Source organism: Chryseobacterium gregarium DSM 19109, assembly GCF_000430845.1.
GTDB classification, from domain to species: domain Bacteria; phylum Bacteroidota; class Bacteroidia; order Flavobacteriales; family Weeksellaceae; genus Chryseobacterium; species Chryseobacterium gregarium.
In genome coordinates this window covers 144,222-169,667 of record NZ_AUMU01000007.1, presented here as the reverse complement: position 1 = coordinate 169,667, position 25,446 = coordinate 144,222, and the positions used below count along the sequence as shown (strand labels likewise).

The window sequence follows — 25,446 nt, the reverse complement described above, 5'->3', positions numbered from 1 at the left end:
CGGCATTTCTTCGGGTCCGCTTCGGGTCTTCTTCGGGTCGGCTTCGGAAAACAGGGGGTTTTTCCGAAGAACAGTCGAAGAAGGGTCGAAGAATGTCCGGAAAATCGGGTGTTTACGGCAGGTTATTCCGATCCGGAAATATCGATTTTGATTTTTGATGAATTGATAATTTTAAACCTGTTTGTTTGAAGATTTATCAAATAGTAAATTTTCTATTGTAAGAGCCGTTTTACCTTGATGCAAAGAATCAAAACAATTCCCCATGGTCACAGGACTTTGAGATTTTTTTATTTGTTCTTTTGCTTCTGTCATGTCTATTTTTTTTATGAATCAGCGAACCCTTTCGGGTTTACCTTGATGTAAAAGAACCAAAAGATCAAGACTTAAAACTTTTAAAGGCTACAAATTGAGCCAATGCTGAAAAGTTTAAACTTGCGCGGATTCACTGTAGGTCTGTTGATTACTATTACCGCCGCGCTTCGGACATAAAACTTTTTTTGGTGGCCCCTGCTTTCAATTTGCTTAACGCTAAAAGTTTGAGGTCGTTTTTTACTTCTGGTCGGTGTTGCTATTTCTGTATGCATCATTATTTTATAAACGCATTTTTCATTGTTTTGGGATTTCATTAAACTTATTCTTTCCCGGGTCACCAAACTTTTGGGAAAGGGGTTTTTATTTTTATTTGTTCTTTTGCTTCTGTTATGTCTAATTTTTTTATGAATCAGCGAACCTTTGCGGGTTTGCCCTGATGCAAAAGGACCAAAAGATCAAGACTTAAAACTTTGCCTCAGTATTTTATATTTTATTTGTGTATCGGCGAATCTCTTCGAGATTTGTAAACGCTACAAATTGAGCGAATGCTGAAAAGTTTAAAATTGACTCCCGTTGGTCGTCGAACCACTCCGTTAGGTTTGCGCGAATTCACTGTAGGTCTGTTGATCACTATTGCCGCCGCGCTTCGGACATAAAACTTTTGGCTCATTATTGCTTAATTTTTTTATTGGTTTCGCCGAACCATAAATGGTTTCTCTGTGGCCTATTCTTTTCAATTTGCTTAACGCTAAAAGTTTGAGGTCGTTTTTTACTCGCGGTCGGTGTTGTTATTCTGTATGAATCATTTGATGAAGGCATTTTTCTTGCCTCGGCTGATTATATACGTTTTTTGAGGTGTAACTGCTGGTATAATCAGTTATTCACTTTCTGGGAGCAGGGACCGTATTACAGCACTGCCTTCCTGTATACGCGCGCGGGCACCCGCCGGCATAAGAGCTCCAAACCGGATCATTATATTATCAGGAAAAGTTTTTCCTTTCTTTTGCTGGCTTATCCAGTATTTGACTTCCTCGGCACTGAGCTCTTCGTGATTTTCATGGGTTCTTAATTTTCTCATGATGGCCTGTGCTTCAGGAGAATGGAACAGCTTGCCGATTTCCTGCTCTCCGATGTTGCGGAAGAGCAGATGGATCAATCGTATCGACGGATGTACGCCATAGCCTACCTGACCGCGTTCAAAATGTCTTGTGGCCAGCATAGCGCCGCGCCTGCCGTTTGGATCAACGGTTTCGGGATAGGCCAGTGCCTGCCGCTGCTGATAATAATTGGTTCCTATCCATAATGTGCCGGCAGCACCGGCACCTCCCAAAATCTTTGCATTTCTTGAGCTTGCCAATAGTAATAAGTAAAATTTTTTTATAGTATTCATAATTAATGATTTTTCCGGACAGACAGAATACGTTTCTGAATGATAACAGAGTGTATCACAAATGTCTATCTAAAGATCGTGATGGAGCAGAGGGAAAATCCCCATTTATATAAATTAAGTGTTTACCCCTATTTTGAATTTTAATGGAAATAAAAAGAAAACCGGAACTCACATTTTAATCTTATGTGATTAATTATAATTGACAGGAAGTAAAGGAATTTAACTTAATGATATTACGGTCGTTTTCGTTTTTTATCTATTCTTATATAAGCTATTGGTTTTCAATTAAATATAATTAATGAAAGTTTAAAAGGATATTTCAATTCACTATTGGGAGAATTCCCTTGTTTTCTAAAATTCAGTTTTTTCCCTGAATGCCGAGTTGTTTTGATTTGAGAAATTTGTATCAGACAAAAGAGGTAAGGCAGTCTCCGATACGGCAGCATATCCGCAATATAATAAAGGCCGGCTTACCATGAAAGGGAATCTTTGAAAAAAGATCATCATACAAATGAATAACCAATTAAACCAAAAATATGGCAGAAACAGTAAACAATCAGACAACAGATGCCGTTACGCAGACCAATGTTACCGTGCTTGGCGAATCTCCGGCACAGGCCATGAGTATGCTCTACCAGATGGCTACACACGCCAGCGGAATTTCCATTCAGAATTCGGTGACCAATCAGCAGAACCTGAATCAGCTCAACCCCGCGATTGTTGCCGATGCCATTAAAATTTTAAAGGGATAATTTAAAACTTTACCAAAATGGATGAGAACAGCAATGAAACAACAGGGACCACGGCACCAACACCCGGCAATGCGGCAGAAAAGTCGGTACAATTTGTAAATGCTGAAGTATTATCACCGCCGGCAGCCTCTCCGATGGGGGGCGTTGCCAAAGTAATGATTGAGCAGTCAGCCGGAATGATGGTCCAGGATTTACAGTCCTTTTTAAAAGGGTTTGAGCAGGTGGGACTCATCGCATTGAGCAGACTGGCGAACAACTTACTGACCTACGGGTCACCGAGCGCACCTACAGGCAAAAGCAGCAGCAGTGACGCTGTAGAAGATGAAGCTCAGGTTCAGGGTACAGGCAGTGGAAATAATGATATGATGAAGGATTTATTTAAAATGGTAAATGATTATGCTGAGATGAAGGCAAAAATTTCCAATACGATTTATCATGCCACTCCTCTTCATCCTATTCCTGGCACAAAACAAAATTCTCCTCTTTTCACTGATGTTTCGGCTGAAGCTGAAGACCCCGAAAAAAAAAACGGGTGACCGAACCGGCTGCAGAAACTTCAGAAAAGAAAGACGATGCCATAAAAAACAACTTTATCCCGGCTGGCCCTGAGGGAAAATTGGTTCTGAAACCGGTCAGACTGACAGAGCCACTGGTAAAACCGGAAATAATAGAAGCCGTAGCCCCTGCAGAAGTGCATACAAGCGGATCTTCCAAGAAATCAATATTTACAAAATTAACAGATCAACTAAAAAAAATTAAAATATGAATTATTCAAGCGAAACCAAACCGGCAAAAATTTTAAACCTAGGTTCTTTAAAGGACATCAATGAAAGCCTGTATGTGGTCAGGAATAGTGATAATGCCTATTTCAGTACAAAAAAACCGGAGAACAACAGTGACCGTGTGGCTTTTAGCCTTTCCACGTCAGATATTAACATTCAGCCCATTGTAAGGCAGGTGATCTGTACCAATAAAGCAAAGAGATACAACAACTACCAGTCTTTTGTGATAGAATCCAAGGATAAATCTACAGGGATTGCGGTTATTATGATCAAGCTGGAAGAGCACCAGACCTTTTTCTGTAATGTAAGGATCCTGCCCCTCAATACCTTAACTGACATCGCAGAACCTGAAACGGACTCCAGGCTTCTTACCGTAAATCTTGAAAAATCAAAATGCATACTGAAAACGGATATTACGATCACGGCTTCCAATACGGGAGAGGCCCTGTACTCCGTTCACGATGTGGATGTCAATGCGATATCTGATCTGGTTACCCCAAATGAAATCGTAGAATTAAAAAGAGAACTGGAATTCCAGGGGGCTAAGTTAATTGCCCATTATTTTCAGGAAATCCTGGATATTATCGTTAATGAGAGCCCTGCAAATACGGGGAAATTACCTGTAATTCCTGATGAATATGTTTTAAACCTTCCTAATGACCAGTTAAAAGAAATGCTTACTGCCAATGCCATTTCAGGATGTATCGCCCTGGAAATCGTAGGAAGCAACGTCATCCAGGATCTCAACAGGGACTGGACTGCAGCAGGGGCTTTTATCGGCTATTTATTATAGGCATATGATCATTTTGAAGAGCAGTCCCAGCCTTCGGTTATTCATCATTAAAAACAAAAATTATGCGCAGAAGAATAAATCATAGAGCGAAATCTCCCGCTCCTGTGCCGGACCGTGAACCCATAGTAGTGGAAGTGGAACCGGTAGAGCCGGAAGTTATGGAAGATATCATGCCTTTTGTGATCAGTCATGAAGATGAAATTATTAATTATATCAAGGATAAAGCAACCAAGGAGACCCTGAAATCTTTAGCCCCTTTACTTGAAAAACTGGAAGAAGCCGTGAAGCAGCAACAGGCTTATCAACAGCAGCCGGCAGCAACAGCCGGTCCTGTTCCCATGAGCTATGAAGAACAGCTGAAAAAGCTTCAGGAAACTTCCACAGGAAAAATAAAGGAAAAAGAACTGAAGATCACGGAAAGAATGAACAAACTGCAGATGAGATTTGCCAATCTGCGAAAATAAACATCAACCAAAAAAAAAAATAGTTATGTTACACAATCAGAACCAAATCAACACGGAAGTTGTCGGGATGGCCCCCGCTGTCCCTGCTGCCATTTCGATGCAGGTGAGTGCACACTCTACAGGATTAATGTACGAGCAGTCCGTAACGAATCAGCACCGGGATTCGCTGATAGGATTGAGCCATTCCGTAATGGGGATTAAAAAAATGGGCTCCGGAAGATTAAAAAAAGAATTAATGATGTTGAGAAAAAGCCGTTTTAACTTTTAACTTCAACAGCAGACGACTACGGATGCGGCCTATTCCCCTGCAGGAATAAAAGCCGGTGATCTCAGCCTGTACCGTCAGGTCAATGTTTTATGCACCGCTTTCAGATGCTGTGAATCTTCAGGAATTAATTTTTTGAAATGCATTCTTCAGTCCACGGTATCATTTTATGTACAGCATGCCTACAGCAGGAATTGATTTCTATGACATGAAAAGAATCCCGGCCGCATCCTTTATTTTACCTTCTTTAAACCCCCGCAGCCTGTACGGATAAAGGTTTCACCATTGTACCGGGGACCGTACTTACCTACATCTTTTTAAATCATCAGCCTTTGAACAATGCCTGCTTATTTTCTCCGCATCAGCTGCGGGAGGTTTATCATAATCTTAAAACTAGTTTAACAATCAAATATTTATTAACCGGGATTAAAATCTCAAAAAAAAACAATTACAATTATGGCAACAACAGTGAATCCACAAATCACAGACGCAGTAACCCAGTCTAACGTAAAAGTAGTAGGTGAAGCGCCGGCAATGGCTCTTGGTAACGTATACCAGACAGCAGCACACTCCACAGGAATTATGTTTGAAAATGCGGTTAACACGCAGAATCAGCAGAATATCTTAGGTCAGGCGGCTACTACGCAGGGGGTAATGCAGATTTACAGTATGGATACGGTATCCGACGCAATTTCCATTGCAAGAATGCTGAACCCTACTTCTTAAAACCTTCTCTGTCATTAAGCAGAAAAGTAATGACCGGAAAATCCGGTTATTTTTAAAACTCAAATAAACAAAATCATTATGGCAACAGTAGTCAATGAACAAATCACAGACGCAGTAACGCAGTCGAATGTAAAAGTGGTAGCAGAAGCTCCGGCAATGGCTTTAGGCAACGTATACCAGACCGCGGCGCATTCTACAGGAATCATGTTTGAAAACGCAGTGAACACGCAGAATCAACAGAATATCCTGGGTCAGGCTTCAACCACACAGGGGGTAATGCAGATCTACAGCGTAGACACCGTAGCAGATGCAATCTCTATTGCTAAACTGCTGAATCCTACCGCTTAATAGAGGGTTTCAGTAAACAAAAAATGCAGACAACCGGAAAATCCGGTTGTTTTAAACCAAAACAAAAAATAATACATAAATGGCAACAGTAGTCAATGAACAAATCACAGATGCGGTAACGCAGACCAATGTAAAAGTAGTGGCAGAAGCTCCGGCAATCGCTTTGGGTAATGTATACCAGACCGCGGCCCACTCCACAGGGATCATGTTTGAAAATGCGGTGAATAACCAGAATCAGCAGAATATCTTAGGCCAGGCAGCCACCACTCAGGGGGTAATGCAGATCTACAGCCTGGATACGGTAGCAGATGCTATTTCTATCGCCAGAATGATGAATCCTACTTCGTAGTTCCGCATTTAAAACAATTCAGCAGCCGGATCTTTTTCCGGTTGCTTTTAAAATCAGTCAATCATAAAAAACATGACCGGAAAATCCGGTTGCTTCTTTAAACCAAAATAAATAATACATATGGCAACAGTAGTCAATGAACAGATCACAGACGCGGTAACGCAAACCAACGTAAAAGTAGTGGCAGAAGCTCCGGCAATTGCTTTGGGCAACGTATACCAGACGGCCGCACACTCCACAGGAATCATGTTTGAAAATGCGGTAAATAATCAGAATCAACAGAATATTTTAGGTCAGGCAGCCACTACCCAGGGCGTTATGCAGATCTACAGCCTGGATACGGTAGCAGATGCAATTTCTATTGCCCAGATGCTGAATCCTTCTTAATATCATGTGTTTTAGGTTTTTTTCCAGGGAGCGTATGGCAATGCGCTCCCTGATTTTTATAAATTATAGTTTAACTTAATAAAATTGATATGATAAAAATATTCTTTTATAGTGTTTTGCGAAGATCAGCCCAATATGCCGCTCGTACTTCCTGGGAAAATGAAAAAAGATATATCAGGGAATACAGGGGAATTCCGATAATGAACGGAATACGCTATGTGTGGAAGAAATTAGATCTGAACGTAGATAAGCGGCCACATTTTTATTCGGATGTAAAAGTAGTGGCAAAAATCAGACCCGGTGTGGATGGACGTGCGTTTTTTGAATTTCTGAAGACTTACAGCATCACCACAGTTCCGGGATCCGTCAAAGGCGGAAACTATAAAATACTGGGCCCAAGAACTCAGGGTGGCGATGCCACAGCCATATTCGGCGGCCCTGTACAAACAACCCATGATGATAAAAATATGACGCTGATTAACTTTGCGATGCCGGGACATTTTTTTAGCGGAGGATACGTAACCATCAGGGTTTTTGAAGAAGGAGGCCATGTGTATGCGGAGACCGTAGGATTTGGGAACAATAATTTTGCATGGTTTAATGAATGGTTTGGGAGTATGCTGTTTAAAGCAGTCATGAAATTCAATATTGTACGATATAATGCGCGGATAGCTACTTATCCAGCAATATAATCTCATCGGCATCCACAATATTATTCTGTACGGCATAAATTACCAGTCCCGCCATATTTTTTACACAGGTCTTGATCATCAGGTTGGTTTTATGGGTTTCCACTGTTTTAGGGGAGATGAAGAGGGTATCCGCAATTTCTCTGGTGCTTAATTGCTGACAAACCAGTTTCAAAACATCAATTTCCCTTTCCGTGAGCGCATCTTTGGAAAAAGCATGAAACTCCGGAAGCTTATTGGACAGCTGGCTTCGCATCACCTCAATCTGCTCGCCGGAAAAATAATGTCCCGTGTGATGCACTGCATTGATAACCCTTAAAAGCTCTTCCGGCTCAATTTCTTTCGGTAAAAAAGCATGGGCCCCCATCTTCAGCATTTGTCCCATAAAAGACCGCCGGTAAAAACTGGACAGTACGATGATTTTAGTTCCGGCGCTCTTTTGGGACAGGGCTGACATCACTTCGAGCCCGGTGCCGTTCGACATTCTGAGATCCAGCAGGAGAACATCCGGCAGATCAGTATCGGTTTCATTCAGAAAATGATGGCCGCCGGTGGAGGTCGATACCACTTCGTAACCCTCATGGGCATTAATATAATTTTTTAAAAGCTGTACAAACAGCAGGTCATCATCCACGATGCCGATTTTAATTTTTAAGTTTTCCATTTTATTGTTGGTTATTGACAAAGATGATCCATTTTGTTCCTCTTTGTGGCTTGGTTTTCAGTTTATAAAAGGCATTAATTTGTTTTGTTCTTAAGTGAATACTTCTCAGACCTATCCCGGAATGATTTCCCGTTGTAAATCCGGTGCCGTTGTCTTCAGCAATCAGGATAAGATATTGCTTTGAAATTCTTACAATTACCTTTATTTGTGAAGCTTCAGCATGTTTTAATATATTATTGATAAGTTCCTGCAGTATTCTGAAAATATGTAGCTTGGTTGAGTTGTTTAGGGCGATTTTATTTAAGGTAATCTGATAAAAATGTACGTCAATATTCACTTTCAGCTGTTCCAGATAGTCCGCAATCAAATCTGTCAGTTCAATGTCATTAAGATCCGGTGGTGTCAGGTTATGAGTAAATTCACGGATGAGCTGCATGGAATTTTTTAAATCTGAATTAAGTTCATCCGGATTTTTTTGATGGGCATTCAGGCGGATGAGGTTTAACCGGGATATAATGTTGTCATGAAGCTCTTCTGCAAGCCTTTCCCTGTCTTTTTCCTGAAAGGAAATTGCATTTTCCCGGTATTCTGTTTGTGTACTGCGGAACATCTGCATGACTTTCTTCTTGTTTTTTTTGATATTTTTTATATAATTGGTCACCAGAACAGCGATAAACAGGGTAGTAAGGAACAGCAGCCCGATGCCTATCCATATCCATAAGATAATCACACTTTCATTTTCCACACGCGGCATCCCAGGTTAATAAAAGCAATATAAGTGACCCATAATAATATGCCCCTGAAAAGCCAGACGGGCGCTACCCATTCCAGATGCTTATTAATTAAAAAATTAAAAGTAGTTGAAATGATACTTTCAATCGAGAAAAATAAAAAGATCAGAACATTCACGGTAAATAGTGTTTTGTCAGCTTTTGAAGTCCTGATCACATTCAGGAAATAGACCGCTGCAAAACTGCAGATGATAATATTCGTAATGATATTTAAATAAAAAGTGACCGATTCTGTATTTTGGGTATACAAGAGATTGACCGTTAAGCCTATTCCTGTAAAAATATAAACGGACCATTTTAAAGATGGTGAGATCTTAAAAAAATAGGTATTATAAATCCTTGTAATCATCAATAAACCAAAGCTCTGGCTGAACGGGTAAAAATAAATGTTGACCGTGTTTACCCGCATGAGCCGGAAAATAAGATCCGACATTTCCAACGCAAGCTCACCGGAGATAAAAATCAGCAACAGCTGTTTTGACTGTTTTCCACGTTTCACAAACAATCCGAGCCCTGTAAGCAGGGTAAGGTTGATGGTGAACTGTAAGTAAAATGACAGCTCGTTATACGTGGGCATCACTCTTCAGCAATAGTTGATAATCTGCTACAGGATCATTGGCGGTGAACGGCGGCCGGGGAGTAGAATAATTTTCTGCAGTCTGGCTTATGCTGTTGATCCCGACATCTTTTACCGTAATAATCTCTATATGATAGTTTTGTATGGACATGTTTTCCGAAGCTTCATTGGTAAGCCCGAAGAACGAAATACATGACCGGCTGTCTGTGAGTCCCATTCTTTCATAATCATCAAAAGGGATAGAAATGATACGGAAAGGGTCTTCTTTCTGAGCTGCAACCCATGCACTGCAATACATATTGAATCTGAAATTACGGTAAATAGCAGATTCCGAAGTAATAGGAGCCTCTGAGGTAAGTCCGGCACTGACAGGGATGGTATTTTCCGGAGGAATGCGGTTGAATTCTTTTATAACAATATCACTGAAATTCCCCTCGGTATCGCTTTTAGAATCGATCAGGAAAAATTTCAGCAGGTTATTATCGATGCCTGTATAAACGTGAATCGCCTTGTCAGGCTCATTTTTAAGGCGTTTTTTCCACTCATTAATTTCGGTTGCGTCTACAGAGAAATGGGAACCCTGATTTAAAAACCGGATAATCTCTTTTCCGCTTTCCTCATTTCCGCTTTTATAAGAATCAACCAGAGCTTTCCAGTTTTTGATCGCTTGATAAATGGTGCTGATATTCATGCTTATTTATTTATAATGGTAAAAATTTTGTGTTGAATTTACAAAAAAAGCAGGTATAATTATCATTAAGTCACTTTTTAGTGTGTTGTTTTGTTGTTTTTGGAAATAAGAAGGATAAATGAGCATATTAAAAAGAAAATCCTTCTTACTATTCACAGGTAATTTTATCCCTTAGGCTGTTTCGTAATCAGCTGCAATCTTAAAATCAATTGTAAGACAAAGCCTTTTCAGTCAGCGGTGTCTGAATTTTTATAAATTACCTGACCATTTTACCATTTCCAGTCATCTTGACATCCAAAGCACTTCCAAAGAAATGGTGAACGATAAAGGCTAAAACCACCAAGTTTGCCGCAGACCCCCGGATATGAAAAATCCTGCTGTTCCTTTGTTCCGTCAACGGATGAAAAAAAGACGCCTACAGGGAAGCAATAGAGAAAACTGCAAAAATTTAACTGTCGTTCCCAACCTTTTCCCCGGTTTCCGCATCTCTATCTATAGAAACGGTTGTTAAACCAAAAAAGATCCAATGAAAACATTATATATGAAATTCCTGTTGTTTTTTCCTGTGTTCTGCCTGGCGCAGGTTCCGGTGATCGAAACGGCGGACGGAAAAGGCGGGTACACTAAAAACAACCAGGTTGTCCTTCAGAAGCTAATGATCGAAACCAAGATCACAGGCAGCCTCTCTACCCATGTCGTGACGATGGTCTTTAAAAACAATTCCAATCGGTTAAGAGAAGGGCGGCTGACCTTTCCGCTTCCGGAAGGGGTTAATGCCAGCGGATATGCTTTGGATATCAACGGGAAGCTGCGCAGTGCCGTTCCGGTAGAAAAAGAAAAGGCCAAAGAAGTGTATGAAACCATCAGGAAAAGAAATGTTGACCCGGGTGTCCTGGAAAAAGTGGAAGGCAATAATTTCCGGACCACCATTTACCCGATTGCTGCCAACGGAGGGGAAAGGACGGTTCAGATTACCTACAATGACGAGCTGAAAAGATCAGAAAACGGCTACCGGTATTTTCTGCCCCTGAATTATTCATCCGGAATTCCGGAATTCCATATCAGGACGACTATTTTTCAGAATGCGTCTGCCCCTCAGCTGGAAGAAAAACCGGACGGCAGCTTTGATTTTGTGAAAAACGGGAATGCCTGGACCGCAGAGATCCGTAAAACCAACTATGTACCGGGACATAACCTGAGAATCAACATTCCCCGGGGCAGCGACAGTCAGAATATCCTTATCCAGAAAGCTTCCGGCGATGCATCCTATTTCCTGGCCAACCTGAACATCAGTTCCAATGAACGTCCGAAAAAACTTCCGGAGGAACTGGCCATCGTATGGGATCATTCACTCAGCGGAATCAAACGTGACCATGCTAAAGAGCTGGCTTTGCTGGAAGCCTATTTTCAGACCCATAAAAATCTGGCGGTAAACATTTATTTGATCAGCAATACGTTTGATGAAGGAAAAAGCTTTGCCATCAGGAACGGGGACTGGAGCCGTTTAAAATCGTATTTGTCACAGGTGGCGTATGACGGCGGGACTGATTTCGGATTGTTGCAGCCGGTAAAAGGAGAGGAAATCCTGTTTTTTACCGACGGACTGGCTTCTTTCGGAGAACTGAAACTCGCCTGGAAGCAACCGGTATATACCGTCTCTTCATCCAATACTGCAAATTTTAACCGGTTGAAATTCATCAGCAACAAAACCGGCGGTGAATTCCTGAACCTCAACGAAAATGATCCTGAAAAGGAAGTCAGGAAATTACTGTTCCAGCCGCTGAAGTTTTTAGGCATTGAGAGCAATCCGTCCGTTGACGAAGTATATCCTTCGCTGAAACAGACCATCTCGCAGGATTTTGTCCTGACCGGGATTTTAAAAGGAAACCAGGCTGCGGTCAAGCTGAAGTTCGGCTATGGCAATGAAGTGACAGAGGTGAAAACAGTCATGCTGAATGCCGCCGGGCAATCGGTAAAAGACTGGGAGATTTCAAAATTCTGGGCCCAGAAGAAGCTGAACGAACTGGAGATTTTTGAAAAACAGAATAAAGGCGAGATTAAAAACATCAGCCGGCAGTTTGGCCTGGTCAGCCATTCCATGAGCCTGATGGTGCTGGAAAATGTGGAAGACTATGTGCGGTATGATATTGCCCCGCCTGCAGAGCTGAAAGCATCATTCGAGCAAATGGTGAAAAACAGGCGTGCTGAAAAAGAAGAAAGGGTGAATGACCTGATGAGTAATGCCGAAGCCATGACCGAAAACCTGAAAGAATGGTGGAAAAAAGATTACCGTCAAAAGCCGAAACGGTATCCTGAACCCAGGTCGTATTCTTCAGGAACCGATACTGCAATGGTGCTTGATATACGGGAAGTGGTGGTTACCGGAGCTTCAGGAATTCAAAGAAGAAACAGAAGCTCGGAAGCCGATGTGGAACAACAGAGCGATATAGAAGAAGTCGTAATAACCGAGAGGGCTGCAAAAATGGTAAGAAGAGAGGCTGTGACTTCAGCTTCCGTCGCTGTTACTTCGGAATCCGCAAGGCAAAACCCGCAGATCAGTGTGCGGGGGATGTCTTCCATTGCTTCCCATAATGCGGTTCAGGCATTGCAGGGAAGTGTAGCAGGGCTTACCATCAGAAATAACACGGGAAATGTAATGGCAGATGAGGTTATGAATTCCGGAAGAATCAGCGTGACGGATATCCCATCCGATGCAGAATATCTGAAGTTTTTTAACGGGATAAAAAATCCGGAAATGATCTACGAAGTATATCTTACAAACAGAAAAACATACGAGAACCTGCCTCAGTATTATTTTGATGTTTCCCAGCTGCTGTTTAAAAATAATGACAGGAAAGCAGGCCTGAAAGTATTGAGCTCGGTTGCTGATCTTGACCTTGAAAACGAAGAACTGTATAAATTGCTGGCATACAGGCTGAAACAGGCTGAAGCCTATGACAAGGAATTATTGGCAACCCAAAAAGTCCTGGAGTGGAGGCCTTTCGATCCGCAGAGTTACCGGGATTATGCCTTAGCCATGGAAGATAACGGAAATTATCAGCAGGCTCTGGATAACCTGTACAGGATTCTCAACCAATCCTATACAAAAGAACTGGCCGACCGCGACCAGGGAATTGAAGAAACGGTTATCATGGAAATCAACCGGCTGATCAGTACGTACGGAAATAAGCTAGACCTTACAGGCATCAATCCGAAAATCATAGCAGACCTTCCGGTCAATGTAAGGGTGGTCATCAACTGGAACAAGGACGACACGGACATCGATCTGTGGGTAACGGATCCCAATAATGAACGGTGCTATTATTCCCACAAGGAAACGGAAATCGGCGGAAGGCTGAGTGACGATTTTACCGGAGGCTTCGGGCCGGAACAATTCCTGCTGAAGAAAGCCATTAAAGGAAAATATAAAATCCAGACCAATTTCTTCGGGGAACGGCAGACAGGCGTGGCAGGGCCGACAGCAATCATGGCGGAAGTCTTTATCAATTATGCCACAGGGAAACAGGAAAGAAAAATAGTGGTGTTCCAGAATCAGCAAACAGATGGGAAGAGAACTGATGACGGCATCCTGATCGGTGAGTTTGAATTTTAATGATCAGTCTGACACTTGCTTCAATTTCAACTTACACATAATATGATTGAGGTGTTAAAATGTTGGATATATAACATAGATTTGATTTTCAGAACTTAAAAAATGAAGGTGAAAACACAATAAATGTAATGGTGGAGCGGCCTGTATAATGGCTGATGTATGATGGAGAAGACAAAGTTTTGAGCGCTTGCAGCCATGCAGGCGCTTTTTTACAGGTAATAAAAGCAGTCATTTTTTGTATTAAGTCCTGCACTTGTCAGCATGCCTATTTTATCAGTAAAGAAACAGGAAATGATATTAAAAATTTCAGTAGATCTCTTTTGCCGGAAGAAACCGGGAATATCTGAAGAACGTTGGCGAAAAATCTTTTAAATTATTCAGATTCCTGAGTTTAGGAAACCGGTTAAAATACAGGGTAAACCTTTCCCGGCTTTCCAGACCAAGTTTCTTTACAGCCATAAAGCATTTTCTTTTTATCTTTGCTTCATTAAATAACAGTATGAGTATTCACATCAGTGCCGGCAAAGGAGAGATTGCCAAAGTCGTGTTGCAGCCGGGGGATCCGCTCCGTGCACAGTTCATTGCCGAAAAATATCTGGAAAATGCCGAATTGGTCAGCAAGACCAGAGGGATCTTTTATTATACGGGCTTTTATAAAGGGAAGGAAATTACCGTAGGGGCGAGCGGCATGGGCTTCCCGAGCATCGGGATTTATTCTTTCGAGCTGTTTACCGAATATGAAGTCGATACCATTATACGGATCGGGACCTGCGGGGCGTACCGTACGGATCTTAAGCTTTTTGATATCCTGAATGTGGAAAATGCGGCCAGCGAAAGTACCTATGCAAAATATGCCTGGGGAATTGAAGAGGAAATCCTGCCTCATCAGGGAACGATCTTTGATACCCTGAACCGGACTGCCGGAGAACTTGCATTGCAGGCAAAATCCATCAATGTCCACAGCAGTGATATTTTCTACCGGAAAGATCCGGCTGTTCCTGCGATTGCTGAAAAATATAACTGTCCGGCCGTGGAAATGGAAGCGTTCGGGTTATTTGCCAATGCGAAGCATTTAGGTAAAAATGCAGCTACGATCCTTACCGTAACGGATATTATCCCGACCCACGAGAAAATTTCCGCCGGCGAAAGGGAAAGGGCCCTGAAGCCGATGATGGAACTTGCGCTGGAATCGGCCATTAAAGGATTGTAAACTTGTATTTATATCCATTTTAACATACAAAAAGAGCCTGGCAGATGTGCTGAGCTCTTTTTTTATATCCTGAAAAATTTCCGGGCCGTTTCTGTGGTTTCATCAGCCACTTCAGAAATGCTGATTTTCTTTACATGGGCAACCGTCTGTGCCACATAGGGTAGATACGCAGGCTCGTTTCTGCGGTGCTGCATCCGCGGCATATTTTTCGGCAGCATAAACGGTGCATCGGTCTCAATCATCATGCGGTCGAGCGGGACATACCGGATCACTTCTTCCAGATGGCTGAACCGGTTCTGATCGCTTACTGCTCCCGTGAATCCCAGGTAAAAACCTTTATCAAGATAGATTTTTGCCTCGTTCAGCGTTCCGGTAAAGCAATGGACTACCGCTTCCGGCATGGTGGAACGGTAATCATCCGTGATCTCATTAAACCTTCCGAAAGCGGATCTCTCATGCAGGAAAAGCGGTTTGTTAACTTCAATGGACAGTTCGAGCTGCGCGCGGTAACATGTTTCCTGAACAGGCCTCGGCGAAAAATCCCGGTCAAAATCCAGTCCGCATTCCCCTACGGAAACCACATGGCTCTGTTCCAGCAATGTTCTGAGCTCCTGAATGCTCTGCTTGGTAAAAGACTTCGCGTCATGGGGGTGGATGCCTGCCGTGGAATATAAAATTTCAGGATAATCTTCTGCAATCCCTGCAGATTCCCTGCTTCCGCGTACGCTTGTGCCGGTAAGGATCATCTGTTGCACACCGTGATCCAGGGCCCGGTTGATTATTTCTTCATGTTCGTTGTGAAACTGTTTATGGGTTAAATTGATGCCGATATCAATCAGTGTATTCATTTTTTTGATGTTTTGTTAATTAAAAAATATCTTGTTATATGTGCCCGGCTTATAGCGCTTTTAAATGATTTTTCAGAATAATAGCTTCTGTAGCCGGAATCTGTTCTTCCGTTAATTTCTCTTGTAATTTTAGCCCAAATTAATTTCCGTCTTTTTCTTCTCTGTTTAAAAAATCTGACGGTTTCACTGAGCTGGTCTTCTATGTCAGACCTTTCCGTTCTTCTCCATTTTTTATTGCCGTACTTTTTTAAATAGGGTGGAATCTTCCCCCATTCATAACTTCTGAAAGTCCCTTTGTTATATACGTTTTTCATCGTTTTATTTCATCGTGAATTTATAAACTCCCAAACAATACGGTAACACCAATTTATCAATAATCCGATTAATTTTATCATTTAAATCGGAGTCTATCTGTCCAATGCAGAAACAGTTATTCATTTATAAAAACCTCCAGAAACCCGATCAGCTGTTCTCCGCCGTGGCTCCAGCGGATCCCGTGTCCGCCTTTTTCCCTGATTTCAAAAACAGGTCCGTGTTTGTAATGAAAAAAGACATTCCACCACGTAGTATGATGTAAAATAAAATGAATTTTCTCCATCACGCTCTGCTGCTTTTGCCGGTTGTTTCCTTGTATGGCTCCCCAGAACGGATCATCCGTTCTGCCGGCATGTTTTTCCCAGGCCCGCTGTGCCATGGTCACTTCTGTATTAAAAGGTTTTTCACAGGCTTCAATCAGTACAGCCTGCAGCGGCGGAACGGCTTTTTCATCCCGGATACTGGCTGAGGTAAGCCGCTGCCCCAGGATGTTCAGCCAATGCTCAAAAGCAATTTGCTCCATCTGCCGGGCCTTATGTTCATCAGTGTCCTTGCTTTCAAGAATATTAATAAAAATGCGGAAGCTTGCATGCCGGTCGGGTCTTATTTCTTCATGAAAGAAAGGCAGGTCCCATTCTAAAGTGCCGGTTTTAAATTTCCGGATGTTCCTGCTTATACGGTGCAGATGCTCATCCGCTAAAACAGCATGGTATTTTTCTTTCCAGGCTTTTGAAAATAACGGGAGGTAGTTCCTGAATAAATCCATGATTAAACCATTTTTACCAGGTTAACGGGAAGCTTTTCTTCCTCGGTTAAGTATCCGGCAAGGTTAAACCAGTTCCGGCAGTGGTCCAGGATCCAGGCATCTGAAGAAACGGCAATATCTGCGTGTTCAGCGAGGTATCTGTCCGGATTAAATTCCGGTTCAGCTTCCCAGTTCAGCTCGTTTTCACGGGCGAAATCCAAAACCATCCGGCTGATCCTCCCGCTGTTGGAAACAGGCTTGTCAAAAATCCAGATTAATTTCGAGGCTCCTGACTTTTGAAAGAATGCAGCCACGAGTTCGATCGATCTTAAGGTCTGGTTTACTTTTCTGTATGTTCCGTGCACACCGGAAAGGTCCCGTAAACAGCCGTCCGCACCCTGGAAAATATACGCGCCGGAAAGCAGGCTTTCCAGGATAATGATGATATTAAAGCCGTCCAGATGTACCGTTGCGTCCTGTAATGCGGAAATTTTAAGTTCTTTGTCTGCCCTGTTCCGGATCTGGGTGTCTGAGGCAGAAGCAGCACGGACGGCCTGGATCTGGCGGGCTTTAAGGCGGTAGCGGTTTCCGGCCAGTTCCGAAGATGCCTTTTCAGCATATCCTCTGCTTAACAGGTAGTGCATGTCCTGAACTGCCGTTTTCAGTTTTCCGGTCTGCTTTTCTGAACCGAAAAGCAGGTCGTCACCTGTATTTTTTCCGCGGTTTTTTTGCATGCCCAAATGTAAATGTATTTTTTAAAACAACCGCCGGCCTCAAGGTACAAAACAGAAAAGGTGAGTTTTTTCCGGCAGAAAAAACGGTCTGAAAGATTGTATGATCAATCATCAAATAAAAATTTTATTCCCGGGGAAATAATTTTATTTTTGTTAGATGTTGGAAAACCGATCCCCTTTTTTAGATACGCTGTTTCTGCTCCGCAAGGAAGAAAGCATGACCATTTATACAGACCTTCAGGAAATCTCTGCAAAGGAAGAGGCAGATGCCGCAGATTATTTTGAATCTGAATTTGAAAAAGAGCGGCTGGAATTTCTGTCGGATCAGGTCATTTTCCACAAGGAATCCGCAGTATGGGCGGCAAAGGTGCTGTATCACAGTGCACAGCTGTACCTGGTGCGAAAAGATACGTCCGGCAGCCTCGGGAAATTAATTCCTGCTTTTACAGGAAAAAGGGAGGTTTCTTCAATCCTGTCGGCAGATTTATCGTTAAGGTTTTTGCCGCAGATGATGGCAGTCCTGCACAACGCCGACCCGGAAGACCCGCTGGTCACCATGCTGGAAAATATCCTTGTACAGTTTCATTATTCAGGGATCGGATATGATTTGAACCCGGAAAATATCAATTGGGAAGAAGAATTAAACAATGCCACCTACCGGAAATTATACCTTGAAAGAATTGTAGCGAAAAAAGATTACAGGCTGGCAGAAATCCCATACCTCAACCATCTGCTGATGGCGGAATTCGGAATCTATAAAGATGAATTCTGGAAAGAATTAAAAATAACGGAAAATTAAAATTCTTCATCTCTCTCCGCTAAATAAAGCGCTCTTGGAAACTCAAAAACAATCAATCATTTGAAATTTCCTTGCGGACTCTGCGTTAAAGGAATAAAGAAAAGACGATAAATACAAAAAATTAATGACTCAGAATATTGAAAAATTAAACAAGGTCCTTACGTACGTCAAAGATACTTTCGTCGGAAAAAATGACGTGGTAGACCTTTTGGGGATCTGTCTGCTGGCCAGGGAAAATGCCTTTTTATACGGACCTCCCGGAACGGCAAAATCGGCCATTGTAAGGACACTGGCAAAAACCGTTAAAGACGGAAAGAACTTTGAATATCTGTTGACCCGTTTTACGGAACCGAATGAGATTTTCGGGCCTTTTGACATCAGGAAACTGAAAGAAGGGGAACTGCTGACCAATACCGAAGGCATGATGCCGGAAGCCTCCATGGTTTTCCTGGATGAGATTTTCAATGCCAATTCTGCCATTCTGAACTCACTCCTGATGGCTTTGAATGAGAAGGTCTTTAAAAGAGGAAAAGAAACCCGGCAGCTTCCGGCCCTGATGTTTGTGGGAGCCAGCAATATGCTTCCGGAAGACGAAGCATTAAATGCCCTGTTCGACCGTTTCCTGATCCGGATCAATGTGGATTATGTACCTCCCGAACTTCTTCAGCAGGTACTTCTGGCCGGAAGGAAACTGGAAAACGATACAGAAACGGATACGCCTGAAATTCTCCCGGACGAAATCAGGGAACTTCAGAATCTTTGTAAAAGCGTTGATTTAAAACCGGTGTATGAAGTTTACCTCAATACCATCATCAGTCTCAGGAACACAGGCATTGCCATTTCCGACCGTCGGGCCGTGAAGCTGCAGAACCTGATTGCCGCAAGTGCCCTGATCTGCGGGAGAACCGAAGCCGTTTTATCGGATTTATGGGTGCTGAAACATATCTGGGATACCCAGGAACAGATTGAAATCCTGGAAGGGATCATCAACCGGACCATTGAAAAAGACGATAACCCGAAATCCCATCCGCAGGCCCTGCAGAATAAAGCGCCGAACCCGGAAGAGATCATGAAAGACGTAAAAATCCTGGTCGGAAAATGGGAAAGCGCGACCCTGAGCTTTGAAGAACAGAATGTAATCAAAGATCAATTAAGATACCTCCAGACCCGCTGCGACTGGATCAGGAACCCTGAACAGAAACAGTATATTCAACAGGAAATTGAACATTTATGGCAAAAGATCCTTCAGAGCCTGTAAAAGAATTCTGGGCAGAGCTTCCGCGTGCGGATGAAGATGTTCTGGGTTCGGTTCGTGACTGGAAGAATATTCAGATCGCACTGGAAGAAGAGGTGATCTGGCTGAAAGGTTTTACCGGTGAACAGGCGGTTTCACCGGAAATTCAACAGCTGCCCAATTTTTTGCTGTATGAATTCAGAGAGGGGCTTTTATTTCGGAAAGATGCCCTCGTTCCCAGTAAAAAAGTCCGGACTGCATTGCTGTGGACGCCTATTGATCAGGCGTTACGGCTGACTTACCCTCCTTCCAACAACAATTTTTTCGGGATTGACGAAAAAATTACGGTCAGGCTGAAACCTAGTGAAGAAGTGCAGCCTGCGGTTGCTTTATTATCTCCTATGGCTGAAATTAAAGACTTGATGGTTACCCTGCCTAAATTTAAACTCGAAAGAATAAACTGGACGGTCATTAACAGCAAAGCACTGTTTTTAGGAACCCCGTTACTGGGTTTTCCGGGAAAAACGTACTGGACGAAGGACGGGCATCTTCTGCCGGCAGGCTTTGATTTTGAGTTTAAAAATGTAAGTGCTCTGATTCAGAAAAAATACAATGAAGCGCTGGACCAATGGCTTGTCTGGAATGAAGACGGAAGTTTTGTATCTGTTAATAAAAACGATTTCCGTAAATTGTCTTTAAGCTCATTCCGTCTCACCGAAAAATCACAGGAATGGAGTTAGAAACGTATTTCCAGTCATATGAAGGGTATTTTTGGGAATGGACCACTGATGAAGATGTTCCTGACCCATCAGGTTATCATGAAAACAACCTTATTTCAATTCCGAATGTCGGCGCGATGGCCTACAGGCCTTATGTCATCGGGGTCTTAAAGGAGCTGAAGGACCAGGGGTTTCCGTCTTTCGGCGCGCTGCTCCTTGTTTTATATGCTTTGCAGGACGGATACCTCAATATGGATGGTCTTTTCTATCATTTAAAGAAACAGGACAAATTATTCAGAACAGAGAAAAAGGATGAGATTGAATTGGCCATGCGTTTCCTGGAGAACTTAAACAGCCTGGGAAATTCAGTTAAAAAAGGCCAGAATAAAATGATCCTATTGAAGACCGTTTTTGAAAATACACACAACATTCTTTCTGCCGGCAATTCAGAATTAATCATAAAGGTTTTTGAAAAAAGGCCGTACAAAATTTCCGGAGCGGCAGAGAAGAAACCCCTGACATTTTCAGTTGTTAATAATGATATTAAAGTTTTAGCGCTGCTTCAGAATAAATTCCCAACCGCAGAAGCCATCATCGAATCACTGAAAGGCGTTGTTGATATTCCCGGGCTGGAAGACGAGGTGGTACAGGAGGAAACCACTGTTGAAAACGGAAAAGATTTTATTCAGGAACTCACTGAAGATCCCAAAACATTTCAGGTCGGAAGCCTGATTAAAAGAATCTGGAGCGGGCTGAAAATTCCGATGCGGCATCTTTCTCCCGGTGAACAGCCGATCGGAGGGATTTCTGATATGACCAACAAGGGCGATTTCAACAGGATGCTGCTGTCAGAATTTGCCCATGATGATGAGGTTTTCATGAACCGGGTGGCCAATCACGAAGCCCTGTACATCCAAAGGGAAGTTCCTCCAGAAGAAAATATTTTTGAAAGGATTATCCTGATCGATACCTCCCTGAAAAACTGGGGAACCCCCAAAGTGCTGGCGTTTGCCTCCGCCATTGCCGTCATCAAACATCCGAAAGCGCATTCGGAATGTAAAATTTTCGCTTTGGGACAGAATACGGTTCCGATTTCTTTAAATACAACGGATGAGGTCATTGATCATCTGAATCAGGTAAGTCCGGTCTTGGAAGTTTCCCGGGCACTGGAAAAGTTTTTTAATGAAGTGCATACGGAAAAGGACCTGGAGGTTTTTTTCATCACCCATCAGGAAAATTCAGACCATCAGAAACTCCAGAAAGTTATTCACGAAAACAGAGACCGGTTGAAATTCCTGGTTACCACTTCCTCAAATGGCGAGCTGAACTTTTACAAACATCATAAAGGCGCAAGGAAGCATGTGCAGAAAATGGTGCTTCCGCTGAAAGAATTATGGGCAAACCCTCCGAAACAGCAACCGCGATACACAGGTTCCGGAAACGGAATTAAAGTCCTGGTTCCGAAAAACTACCCGTTGCTGTTCCCAACACCCAAAGACAGGATGAAAACATTTCTGTATGAAGGGGAATTTTATATTCTGAGCAATAAGAAACAACTGCTGAAGACCTATTTGTCAGACAACTATTATAACAAAAACATTTACCAGAATACCAGTATTCAGCGGGGTTGCGAAGTGGTTCTGGAAGATATTTCAGTAAAACCGGGAGGACAGTTCGCGCTTACCAAAAATAAATCGGGAGACTATATCCTGGCACAGTACCGGCCGGACAGGAAGATACTTTCCAAACTGAACCTGGATACAAAAGAATATTCCGAACTCAACCTTACCGGACAGAATATCCCGCCGGGCTACAGGCTTCTTTATTTCAACAAAAGCTTTTACCTGCATGAAGAGCATGCACCTTTTGTTTTTAAGGCCGGTACAGAAGGGAATATTTCAATTGAACAGGTTAAAAATGATGACGAGATTAATAGGAATGATGTAAAAAACGAAGCTGAAATAAACCGGTTGAGAAACAGAGGGACGAAAATATTAAGTAATTTTACCAGAATCGGGATCAACGCTGCAGATGAATTGGTTGTATCCAAATGGGCTTTAACGAAACATGATGAAAATGCCTACAGCTTTGATAAGAATACAGAGGAGATCACGGTCTGGTCTGCCCAGCATAAAAATAAATTTACTTTCGGCGATGGCAGCGAAGTGATTACGGATCCCCGCGGAATGATGACCTTTATGAGCAGCAATAAAAATATTCCTGCATTTTACGTCCCTTCCACCCATTACGGGTACCTGGCATTGGCTACCGAAAAAGAGTTCGGAGGTTCGGAATATTACCTGCCGAAGGAAACAAAGCTGAAAGTAAGGGAAATGGACGATATGTATTCTGATTATATGGGCGCTTTCATTAAACATATTCTGGAGTATGGAACTTAGAATCACACCTTTTCCGAAAAATAACTATCCTAAAAAAGGGCTTTTGATCAAAGGGGCTTCAGTATTAACGTGGCTTTATGAAATGGAAGTTCTGGGGATAGAATTAAGCAGCGTCAGATCGTTTCCGGTTCCGTCCCTTGAACCGAATGTGCTGTACGGCTGTTTCTTGGTTTTCCCGGACCTGGCTTTGAATGAAATCGGTAAAAACGCCTATTTCCAATGGGTCGGAAACAAGCTTTTCATTCCGGAAAATACGGATTTTTATCCGAAAGTACATCCGGAAGAATGGCAAAGGGTTGAAGCGGAATTCCTTGTCATGCATCCTGACTTCGGACTGGTGAAATTAGAGGAAGAAATCGACTGGCTTTCCCTGATCCGGGATCCCGGACAGTCAGGGGATCAGGTACGGAAACCGCTGAACGGGGTGAAAATCCCGCAGAATATTGAAAGCTTTACAGTGGAAATGGACGATGAAAAAGTCCTGGAAGCCCTGCAGAAACCGCAAACGGAAGAAGAATGGATGAAAGATCTTCCTTTTGACCTGAAAAAGGTAATGGCAGGCAATAAAAAGGAAATCGAAAAATACCTGAAATACATTGAAAAATATCCCGACCGGGCAGTAGAGCTTGGGATTCCTCTTGATGTCATGGGGACGTCAAGAGGCAGCGGTTTCGGGAAATTTAAATTTTTGGAAAAAATAGGGTTAGGGAAACTGTTTGCAGGAAATACTTCCAGAGGCAGGTTTTTTTACCCCGCAAAGTACAGCTGGATCTTATGGTCGGTATTCATTATTGTAGGCGTGGTGTGGTTTTCAATCTACCAGTCTGTTGAATCTCCTGCGTCTCCGGAGACCGTTTCTTCCGGTAAAATTTCAGAGGTTGATGAACATATGATGTCACCGGTGGTAGCCTATCAGTCAGGCGTTACAGATATAGACCTGAAGATTGATTCCCTGTACGGATCAAAAAGATGGGATTTGCTGAATGAACATGAGAGGGCAGCAAGCTGGTACAAGGATCAGGATAATACAGACAGCTACCGGGAATATCTGAAAAACGGAGGCCGGCCTATTGAAAAGATTTCTGAAGAAATAGATCGGGTGGCACAGGAAATAAAGAGTTCCGAAGATTCACTCAAAAAAGTATACCAAAAAAAAATTGTAAAATACCTGGTGCAGAATGAGGAAAAGTACAGGAAAAAAATTGCAGATTCACTAAGTAAAGCAAGTTCAGGGAAACCCGCTGATGAAGGCATTGTAAAACATATCTGGAAAAAGAAACAGGTCCTGATCGAAGATTCCTTAGGAAGGCTGTACGGGACAAAAGAATATCAGGAGCCTCCATTTAAACCGGAAAAGGCTGAAAAAGTCAGGACGTTTGAAAAGTCCGGTTCCGGTACCAGGCATCATATTCTGGAAATTATTTTCTTACTTATTCTGATGACGGGGATTGTCGGCCTGTATTCCTATTTCGTAAAAAGAAAAGCACTGAATATCGGAGGCAGGAACGTCCCCGGAAGAACCAAGGCGATCCTGATTTTGATTTTAACAGCTATGCTGGTTTATCTGTTTTATCCCCTTATTGAAATGTTCGGGTATAACTGGTTTGTCTGGGTGCTGGTGATCTGCGTTGTCCTGCTTCTGTACCGCCTCTTCAGTGATGATAAAACCATTTTAAAATCAGATAAGGATGAATAAGCAGAGGTTTACCGATAAATTTTTGGCCGCATTTTTTATTCTGGTCTTTCTTAAAGTCATCGGCATGCTTGCGCAGCTGTTCCATGAGAGTTTCTGGAGCGTGATCGGGAAACTTGTTGTTTTCCTGATTGTGGCTGTGATCATTATGATGGTCCTTAAAAACTTTGAGGATAAAGAAAAGGAAAAGGAGTCAGGCCGCAAAGGCAGGCCAGGCGGTGATAACTTTTATATAGAGTCTTCACTTTTCGACCGGATCCGGAATAAATATGAGGAGCTTGCCCGGCAGTATATCGCGGAACAGGACTACAAAAAAGCAGCAAAAGTGTACATGAATCTTCTTCAGAACCATTACCGGGCTGCAAAAACGCTGGAAGAAGGAGGCTTTTATAATGAAGCAGCCGTAATCTATCTTAAAAAATTAAAAAACAGATCCGAAGCGGCCCAGTGTTATGAAAAAGCGAAACAGTACAGGAAGGCCATTGATCTTTACAAAGAACTGGAACAGAAAGAAAAAGTAGGCGATCTGTACAGGGAAATTAATGACGTGAAAAATGCCAATGCCTATTATCAGATGGTTGCCGATGATTATGTAAACAACAGCCAGATGGTAAAAGGGTCACTGATTTACCGAAAAAAAATGGAACTGCACGCAGAAGCCCAAAAAGTACTGCTGAAAGGCTGGGAAGAAAATAAGGATGCCTTCAACTGTCTGAATAATTACTTTGCCAACATTACTGATGTTAAAGAGCTGGGGCAGGAAATCCGGCATCTGTATGAAAAAATCACTTCAGACCAGAAGATCCCGTATCTTGAAGCGATGAAATATGAATTCAGGAAAAGCCCCGATCTTCAGAAAACCACACGGGATATCGCCTATGAAATTATTGCCGGAAAAGTGGCTACCCGTTCTGAAATCGTCAATGAACTGAAACATTTCAATCCTGATGATGATATGATCTTAAAGGATATTTCCAGATATAAGACGGGGCGAAACAGGATGTTCAGGAATTGAATGAAGGTTGCTTTCATTGCGAACCGGGGGTGAAGCCATCTTTAGTCTTATTTTACATTCAGGATTGCTTCGTCGCTTCACTTCTCCCAATGGCAAACCAATAAAATATTAATAAAAAAATTTATCTTTGCCCCAACAAAAT

Annotated in this window: 29 protein-coding genes; 18 read left to right on the top strand and 11 right to left on the bottom strand. The window is 42.5% G+C overall.

Features of this window, described 5'->3' with window-relative positions:
- Nucleotides 1-171 precede the first annotated feature (171 nt).
- A complete protein-coding gene (locus H561_RS23920) occupies nt 172-312 on the bottom strand; it encodes a hypothetical protein (RefSeq protein ID WP_155845769.1) in 141 nt (46 codons plus the stop codon).
- 877 nt (nt 313-1,189) lie between these two features.
- Complete coding sequence (locus H561_RS0109195; protein ID WP_027386723.1) at nt 1,190-1,702, bottom strand: hypothetical protein; 513 nt, start codon at nt 1,700-1,702, stop codon at nt 1,190-1,192.
- Between the two features lie 536 nt (nt 1,703-2,238).
- Between H561_RS0109195 and H561_RS0109185 the strand changes: the two genes are divergently transcribed.
- From H561_RS0109185 to H561_RS0109130, 10 genes are all read left to right on the top strand, one after another.
- Entirely contained in the window at nt 2,239-2,454 is a 216-nt protein-coding gene (locus H561_RS0109185; protein ID WP_027381237.1) for a RebB family R body protein, read from the top strand.
- A 17-nt stretch (nt 2,455-2,471) separates the two neighbouring features.
- A complete protein-coding gene (locus H561_RS0109180) occupies nt 2,472-2,990 on the top strand; it encodes a hypothetical protein (protein WP_027386722.1) in 519 nt (172 codons plus the stop codon).
- A 226-nt stretch (nt 2,991-3,216) separates the two neighbouring features.
- Nucleotides 3,217-4,029, top strand: coding sequence for a hypothetical protein (locus H561_RS0109170; RefSeq protein WP_027386720.1), 813 nt, complete (start codon nt 3,217-3,219; stop codon nt 4,027-4,029).
- A gap of 62 nt (nt 4,030-4,091) precedes the next feature.
- The gene (locus tag H561_RS0109165; RefSeq protein ID WP_027386719.1) at nt 4,092-4,493 is read left to right on the top strand and encodes a hypothetical protein; all 402 of its coding nucleotides are present in this window, start codon (nt 4,092-4,094) and stop codon (nt 4,491-4,493) included.
- Between the two features lie 25 nt (nt 4,494-4,518).
- Nucleotides 4,519-4,761, top strand: coding sequence for a RebB family R body protein (locus H561_RS22320; protein WP_034761818.1), 243 nt, complete (start codon nt 4,519-4,521; stop codon nt 4,759-4,761).
- 453 nt (nt 4,762-5,214) lie between these two features.
- A complete protein-coding gene (locus H561_RS0109150) occupies nt 5,215-5,484 on the top strand; it encodes a RebB family R body protein (RefSeq protein ID WP_027386718.1) in 270 nt (89 codons plus the stop codon).
- A gap of 78 nt (nt 5,485-5,562) precedes the next feature.
- Complete coding sequence (locus H561_RS0109145) at nt 5,563-5,832, top strand: RebB family R body protein (protein WP_027386717.1); 270 nt, start codon at nt 5,563-5,565, stop codon at nt 5,830-5,832.
- Between the two features lie 79 nt (nt 5,833-5,911).
- Nucleotides 5,912-6,181, top strand: a complete 270-nt coding sequence (locus H561_RS0109140; RefSeq protein WP_027386716.1) for a RebB family R body protein — start codon at nt 5,912-5,914, stop codon at nt 6,179-6,181.
- 120 nt (nt 6,182-6,301) lie between these two features.
- A complete protein-coding gene (locus H561_RS0109135) occupies nt 6,302-6,568 on the top strand; it encodes a RebB family R body protein (protein ID WP_027381246.1) in 267 nt (88 codons plus the stop codon).
- An 89-nt stretch (nt 6,569-6,657) separates the two neighbouring features.
- Nucleotides 6,658-7,260: a hypothetical protein gene (locus H561_RS0109130; protein WP_027386715.1), complete on the top strand. Its 603-nt coding sequence runs from the start codon at nt 6,658-6,660 to the stop codon at nt 7,258-7,260.
- Here H561_RS0109130 and H561_RS0109125 read toward each other — a convergent pair.
- From H561_RS0109125 to H561_RS0109110, 4 genes are read right to left on the bottom strand one after another with little or no spacing between them, the layout of a single operon-like run.
- On the bottom strand, nt 7,241-7,921 hold the full coding sequence (locus H561_RS0109125; RefSeq protein ID WP_027386714.1) for a response regulator transcription factor: 681 nt from the start codon (nt 7,919-7,921) through the stop codon (nt 7,241-7,243). The two genes, H561_RS0109130 and H561_RS0109125, sit on opposite strands and share 20 nt — an antisense overlap.
- Nucleotide 7,922: 1 nt before the next feature.
- On the bottom strand, nt 7,923-8,675 hold the full coding sequence (locus H561_RS0109120; RefSeq protein ID WP_027386713.1) for a sensor histidine kinase: 753 nt from the start codon (nt 8,673-8,675) through the stop codon (nt 7,923-7,925).
- Complete coding sequence (locus H561_RS0109115; protein ID WP_027386712.1) at nt 8,648-9,289, bottom strand: hypothetical protein; 642 nt, start codon at nt 9,287-9,289, stop codon at nt 8,648-8,650. The genes H561_RS0109120 and H561_RS0109115 overlap by 28 nt, the downstream gene beginning before the upstream one ends.
- Nucleotides 9,276-9,980, bottom strand: coding sequence for a hypothetical protein (locus tag H561_RS0109110; RefSeq protein WP_027386711.1), 705 nt, complete (start codon nt 9,978-9,980; stop codon nt 9,276-9,278). The genes H561_RS0109115 and H561_RS0109110 overlap by 14 nt, the downstream gene beginning before the upstream one ends.
- 526 nt (nt 9,981-10,506) lie before the next feature.
- On the opposite strand from H561_RS0109110, the gene H561_RS0109105 reads away from it, so the two are divergent.
- Complete coding sequence (locus H561_RS0109105; RefSeq protein WP_081411650.1) at nt 10,507-13,593, top strand: VIT domain-containing protein; 3,087 nt, start codon at nt 10,507-10,509, stop codon at nt 13,591-13,593.
- Between the two features lie 306 nt (nt 13,594-13,899).
- Here H561_RS0109105 and H561_RS23915 read toward each other — a convergent pair whose 3' ends face one another.
- The gene (locus H561_RS23915) at nt 13,900-14,052 is read right to left on the bottom strand and encodes a hypothetical protein (RefSeq protein WP_155845768.1); all 153 of its coding nucleotides are present in this window, start codon (nt 14,050-14,052) and stop codon (nt 13,900-13,902) included.
- Nucleotides 14,053-14,092: 40 nt separating this feature from the next.
- On the opposite strand from H561_RS23915, the gene deoD reads away from it, so the two are divergent.
- Complete coding sequence (gene deoD / locus H561_RS0109095; protein WP_027386709.1) at nt 14,093-14,803, top strand: purine-nucleoside phosphorylase; 711 nt, start codon at nt 14,093-14,095, stop codon at nt 14,801-14,803.
- Between the two features lie 62 nt (nt 14,804-14,865).
- Here the strand turns inward: deoD and H561_RS0109090 are convergent, their stop codons facing one another.
- From H561_RS0109090 to H561_RS0109075, 4 genes are all read right to left on the bottom strand, one after another.
- Complete coding sequence (locus H561_RS0109090; protein WP_027386708.1) at nt 14,866-15,651, bottom strand: TatD family hydrolase; 786 nt, start codon at nt 15,649-15,651, stop codon at nt 14,866-14,868.
- A complete protein-coding gene (locus H561_RS0109085; RefSeq protein WP_027386707.1) occupies nt 15,648-15,965 on the bottom strand; it encodes a hypothetical protein in 318 nt (105 codons plus the stop codon). Before H561_RS0109085 ends, H561_RS0109090 begins: the two co-directional genes overlap by 4 nt.
- Nucleotides 15,966-16,081: 116 nt before the next feature.
- The gene (locus H561_RS0109080) at nt 16,082-16,732 is read right to left on the bottom strand and encodes a hypothetical protein (protein WP_027386706.1); all 651 of its coding nucleotides are present in this window, start codon (nt 16,730-16,732) and stop codon (nt 16,082-16,084) included.
- A 2-nt stretch (nt 16,733-16,734) separates the two neighbouring features.
- The gene (locus tag H561_RS0109075) at nt 16,735-17,445 is read right to left on the bottom strand and encodes a DUF434 domain-containing protein (protein ID WP_034761810.1); all 711 of its coding nucleotides are present in this window, start codon (nt 17,443-17,445) and stop codon (nt 16,735-16,737) included.
- Nucleotides 17,446-17,602: 157 nt separating this feature from the next.
- Here H561_RS0109075 and H561_RS0109065 point away from each other — a divergent pair, with 157 nt between their 5' ends.
- The 6 genes from H561_RS0109065 (at nt 17,603) to H561_RS0109040 (ending at nt 25,304) form a co-directional block, all read left to right on the top strand.
- On the top strand, nt 17,603-18,244 hold the full coding sequence (locus H561_RS0109065) for a hypothetical protein (RefSeq protein WP_228372244.1): 642 nt from the start codon (nt 17,603-17,605) through the stop codon (nt 18,242-18,244).
- Between the two features lie 124 nt (nt 18,245-18,368).
- Entirely contained in the window at nt 18,369-19,502 is a 1,134-nt protein-coding gene (locus H561_RS0109060) for an AAA family ATPase (RefSeq protein WP_027386703.1), read from the top strand.
- Nucleotides 19,475-20,218, top strand: coding sequence for a hypothetical protein (locus H561_RS0109055; RefSeq protein ID WP_027386702.1), 744 nt, complete (start codon nt 19,475-19,477; stop codon nt 20,216-20,218). The genes H561_RS0109060 and H561_RS0109055 overlap by 28 nt, the downstream gene beginning before the upstream one ends.
- Nucleotides 20,209-22,596, top strand: coding sequence for a hypothetical protein (locus tag H561_RS0109050; RefSeq protein WP_027386701.1), 2,388 nt, complete (start codon nt 20,209-20,211; stop codon nt 22,594-22,596). Before H561_RS0109055 ends, H561_RS0109050 begins: the two co-directional genes overlap by 10 nt.
- A complete protein-coding gene (locus H561_RS0109045; protein ID WP_027386700.1) occupies nt 22,586-24,292 on the top strand; it encodes a hypothetical protein in 1,707 nt (568 codons plus the stop codon). The genes H561_RS0109050 and H561_RS0109045 overlap by 11 nt, the downstream gene beginning before the upstream one ends.
- Nucleotides 24,285-25,304, top strand: coding sequence for a soluble NSF attachment family protein (locus tag H561_RS0109040; RefSeq protein WP_027386699.1), 1,020 nt, complete (start codon nt 24,285-24,287; stop codon nt 25,302-25,304). The genes H561_RS0109045 and H561_RS0109040 overlap by 8 nt, the downstream gene beginning before the upstream one ends.
- Nucleotides 25,305-25,446 lie beyond the last annotated feature (142 nt).

What these genes read in the sequence shown, in the direction of transcription:
- H561_RS0109185 (WP_027381237.1), top strand. Translation starts at nt 2,239, where the DNA reads ATGGCAGAAACAGTAAACAATCAGACAACAGATGCCGTTACGCAGACC.
- H561_RS0109165 (WP_027386719.1), top strand. Translation starts at nt 4,092, where the DNA reads ATGCGCAGAAGAATAAATCATAGAGCGAAATCTCCCGCTCCTGTGCCG.
- H561_RS23915 (WP_155845768.1), bottom strand. Translation starts at nt 14,052, where the DNA reads ATGGCTGTAAAGAAACTTGGTCTGGAAAGCCGGGAAAGGTTTACCCTG.
- H561_RS0109150 (WP_027386718.1), top strand. Translation starts at nt 5,215, where the DNA reads ATGGCAACAACAGTGAATCCACAAATCACAGACGCAGTAACCCAGTCT.
- H561_RS0109065 (WP_228372244.1), top strand. Translation starts at nt 17,603, where the DNA reads ATGTTGGAAAACCGATCCCCTTTTTTAGATACGCTGTTTCTGCTCCGC.
- H561_RS0109045 (WP_027386700.1), top strand. Translation starts at nt 22,586, where the DNA reads ATGGAACTTAGAATCACACCTTTTCCGAAAAATAACTATCCTAAAAAA.
- H561_RS0109040 (WP_027386699.1), top strand. Translation starts at nt 24,285, where the DNA reads ATGAATAAGCAGAGGTTTACCGATAAATTTTTGGCCGCATTTTTTATT.
- H561_RS0109120 (WP_027386713.1), bottom strand. Translation starts at nt 8,675, where the DNA reads ATGCCGCGTGTGGAAAATGAAAGTGTGATTATCTTATGGATATGGATA.
- H561_RS0109075 (WP_034761810.1), bottom strand. Translation starts at nt 17,445, where the DNA reads ATGCAAAAAAACCGCGGAAAAAATACAGGTGACGACCTGCTTTTCGGT.
- H561_RS0109115 (WP_027386712.1), bottom strand. Translation starts at nt 9,289, where the DNA reads ATGCCCACGTATAACGAGCTGTCATTTTACTTACAGTTCACCATCAAC.
- H561_RS0109180 (WP_027386722.1), top strand. Translation starts at nt 2,472, where the DNA reads ATGGATGAGAACAGCAATGAAACAACAGGGACCACGGCACCAACACCC.
- H561_RS0109130 (WP_027386715.1), top strand. Translation starts at nt 6,658, where the DNA reads ATGATAAAAATATTCTTTTATAGTGTTTTGCGAAGATCAGCCCAATAT.
- H561_RS0109170 (WP_027386720.1), top strand. Translation starts at nt 3,217, where the DNA reads ATGAATTATTCAAGCGAAACCAAACCGGCAAAAATTTTAAACCTAGGT.
- H561_RS22320 (WP_034761818.1), top strand. Translation starts at nt 4,519, where the DNA reads ATGTTACACAATCAGAACCAAATCAACACGGAAGTTGTCGGGATGGCC.
- H561_RS0109050 (WP_027386701.1), top strand. Translation starts at nt 20,209, where the DNA reads ATGGAGTTAGAAACGTATTTCCAGTCATATGAAGGGTATTTTTGGGAA.
- H561_RS0109125 (WP_027386714.1), bottom strand. Translation starts at nt 7,921, where the DNA reads ATGGAAAACTTAAAAATTAAAATCGGCATCGTGGATGATGACCTGCTG.
- H561_RS0109145 (WP_027386717.1), top strand. Translation starts at nt 5,563, where the DNA reads ATGGCAACAGTAGTCAATGAACAAATCACAGACGCAGTAACGCAGTCG.
- H561_RS0109090 (WP_027386708.1), bottom strand. Translation starts at nt 15,651, where the DNA reads ATGAATACACTGATTGATATCGGCATCAATTTAACCCATAAACAGTTT.
- H561_RS0109135 (WP_027381246.1), top strand. Translation starts at nt 6,302, where the DNA reads ATGGCAACAGTAGTCAATGAACAGATCACAGACGCGGTAACGCAAACC.
- H561_RS0109055 (WP_027386702.1), top strand. Translation starts at nt 19,475, where the DNA reads ATGGCAAAAGATCCTTCAGAGCCTGTAAAAGAATTCTGGGCAGAGCTT.
- H561_RS0109085 (WP_027386707.1), bottom strand. Translation starts at nt 15,965, where the DNA reads ATGAAAAACGTATATAACAAAGGGACTTTCAGAAGTTATGAATGGGGG.
- H561_RS0109110 (WP_027386711.1), bottom strand. Translation starts at nt 9,980, where the DNA reads ATGAATATCAGCACCATTTATCAAGCGATCAAAAACTGGAAAGCTCTG.
- H561_RS0109140 (WP_027386716.1), top strand. Translation starts at nt 5,912, where the DNA reads ATGGCAACAGTAGTCAATGAACAAATCACAGATGCGGTAACGCAGACC.
- H561_RS0109195 (WP_027386723.1), bottom strand. Translation starts at nt 1,702, where the DNA reads ATGAATACTATAAAAAAATTTTACTTATTACTATTGGCAAGCTCAAGA.
- H561_RS0109060 (WP_027386703.1), top strand. Translation starts at nt 18,369, where the DNA reads ATGACTCAGAATATTGAAAAATTAAACAAGGTCCTTACGTACGTCAAA.
- H561_RS23920 (WP_155845769.1), bottom strand. Translation starts at nt 312, where the DNA reads ATGACAGAAGCAAAAGAACAAATAAAAAAATCTCAAAGTCCTGTGACC.
- H561_RS0109105 (WP_081411650.1), top strand. Translation starts at nt 10,507, where the DNA reads ATGAAAACATTATATATGAAATTCCTGTTGTTTTTTCCTGTGTTCTGC.
- H561_RS0109080 (WP_027386706.1), bottom strand. Translation starts at nt 16,732, where the DNA reads ATGGATTTATTCAGGAACTACCTCCCGTTATTTTCAAAAGCCTGGAAA.
- deoD (WP_027386709.1), top strand. Translation starts at nt 14,093, where the DNA reads ATGAGTATTCACATCAGTGCCGGCAAAGGAGAGATTGCCAAAGTCGTG.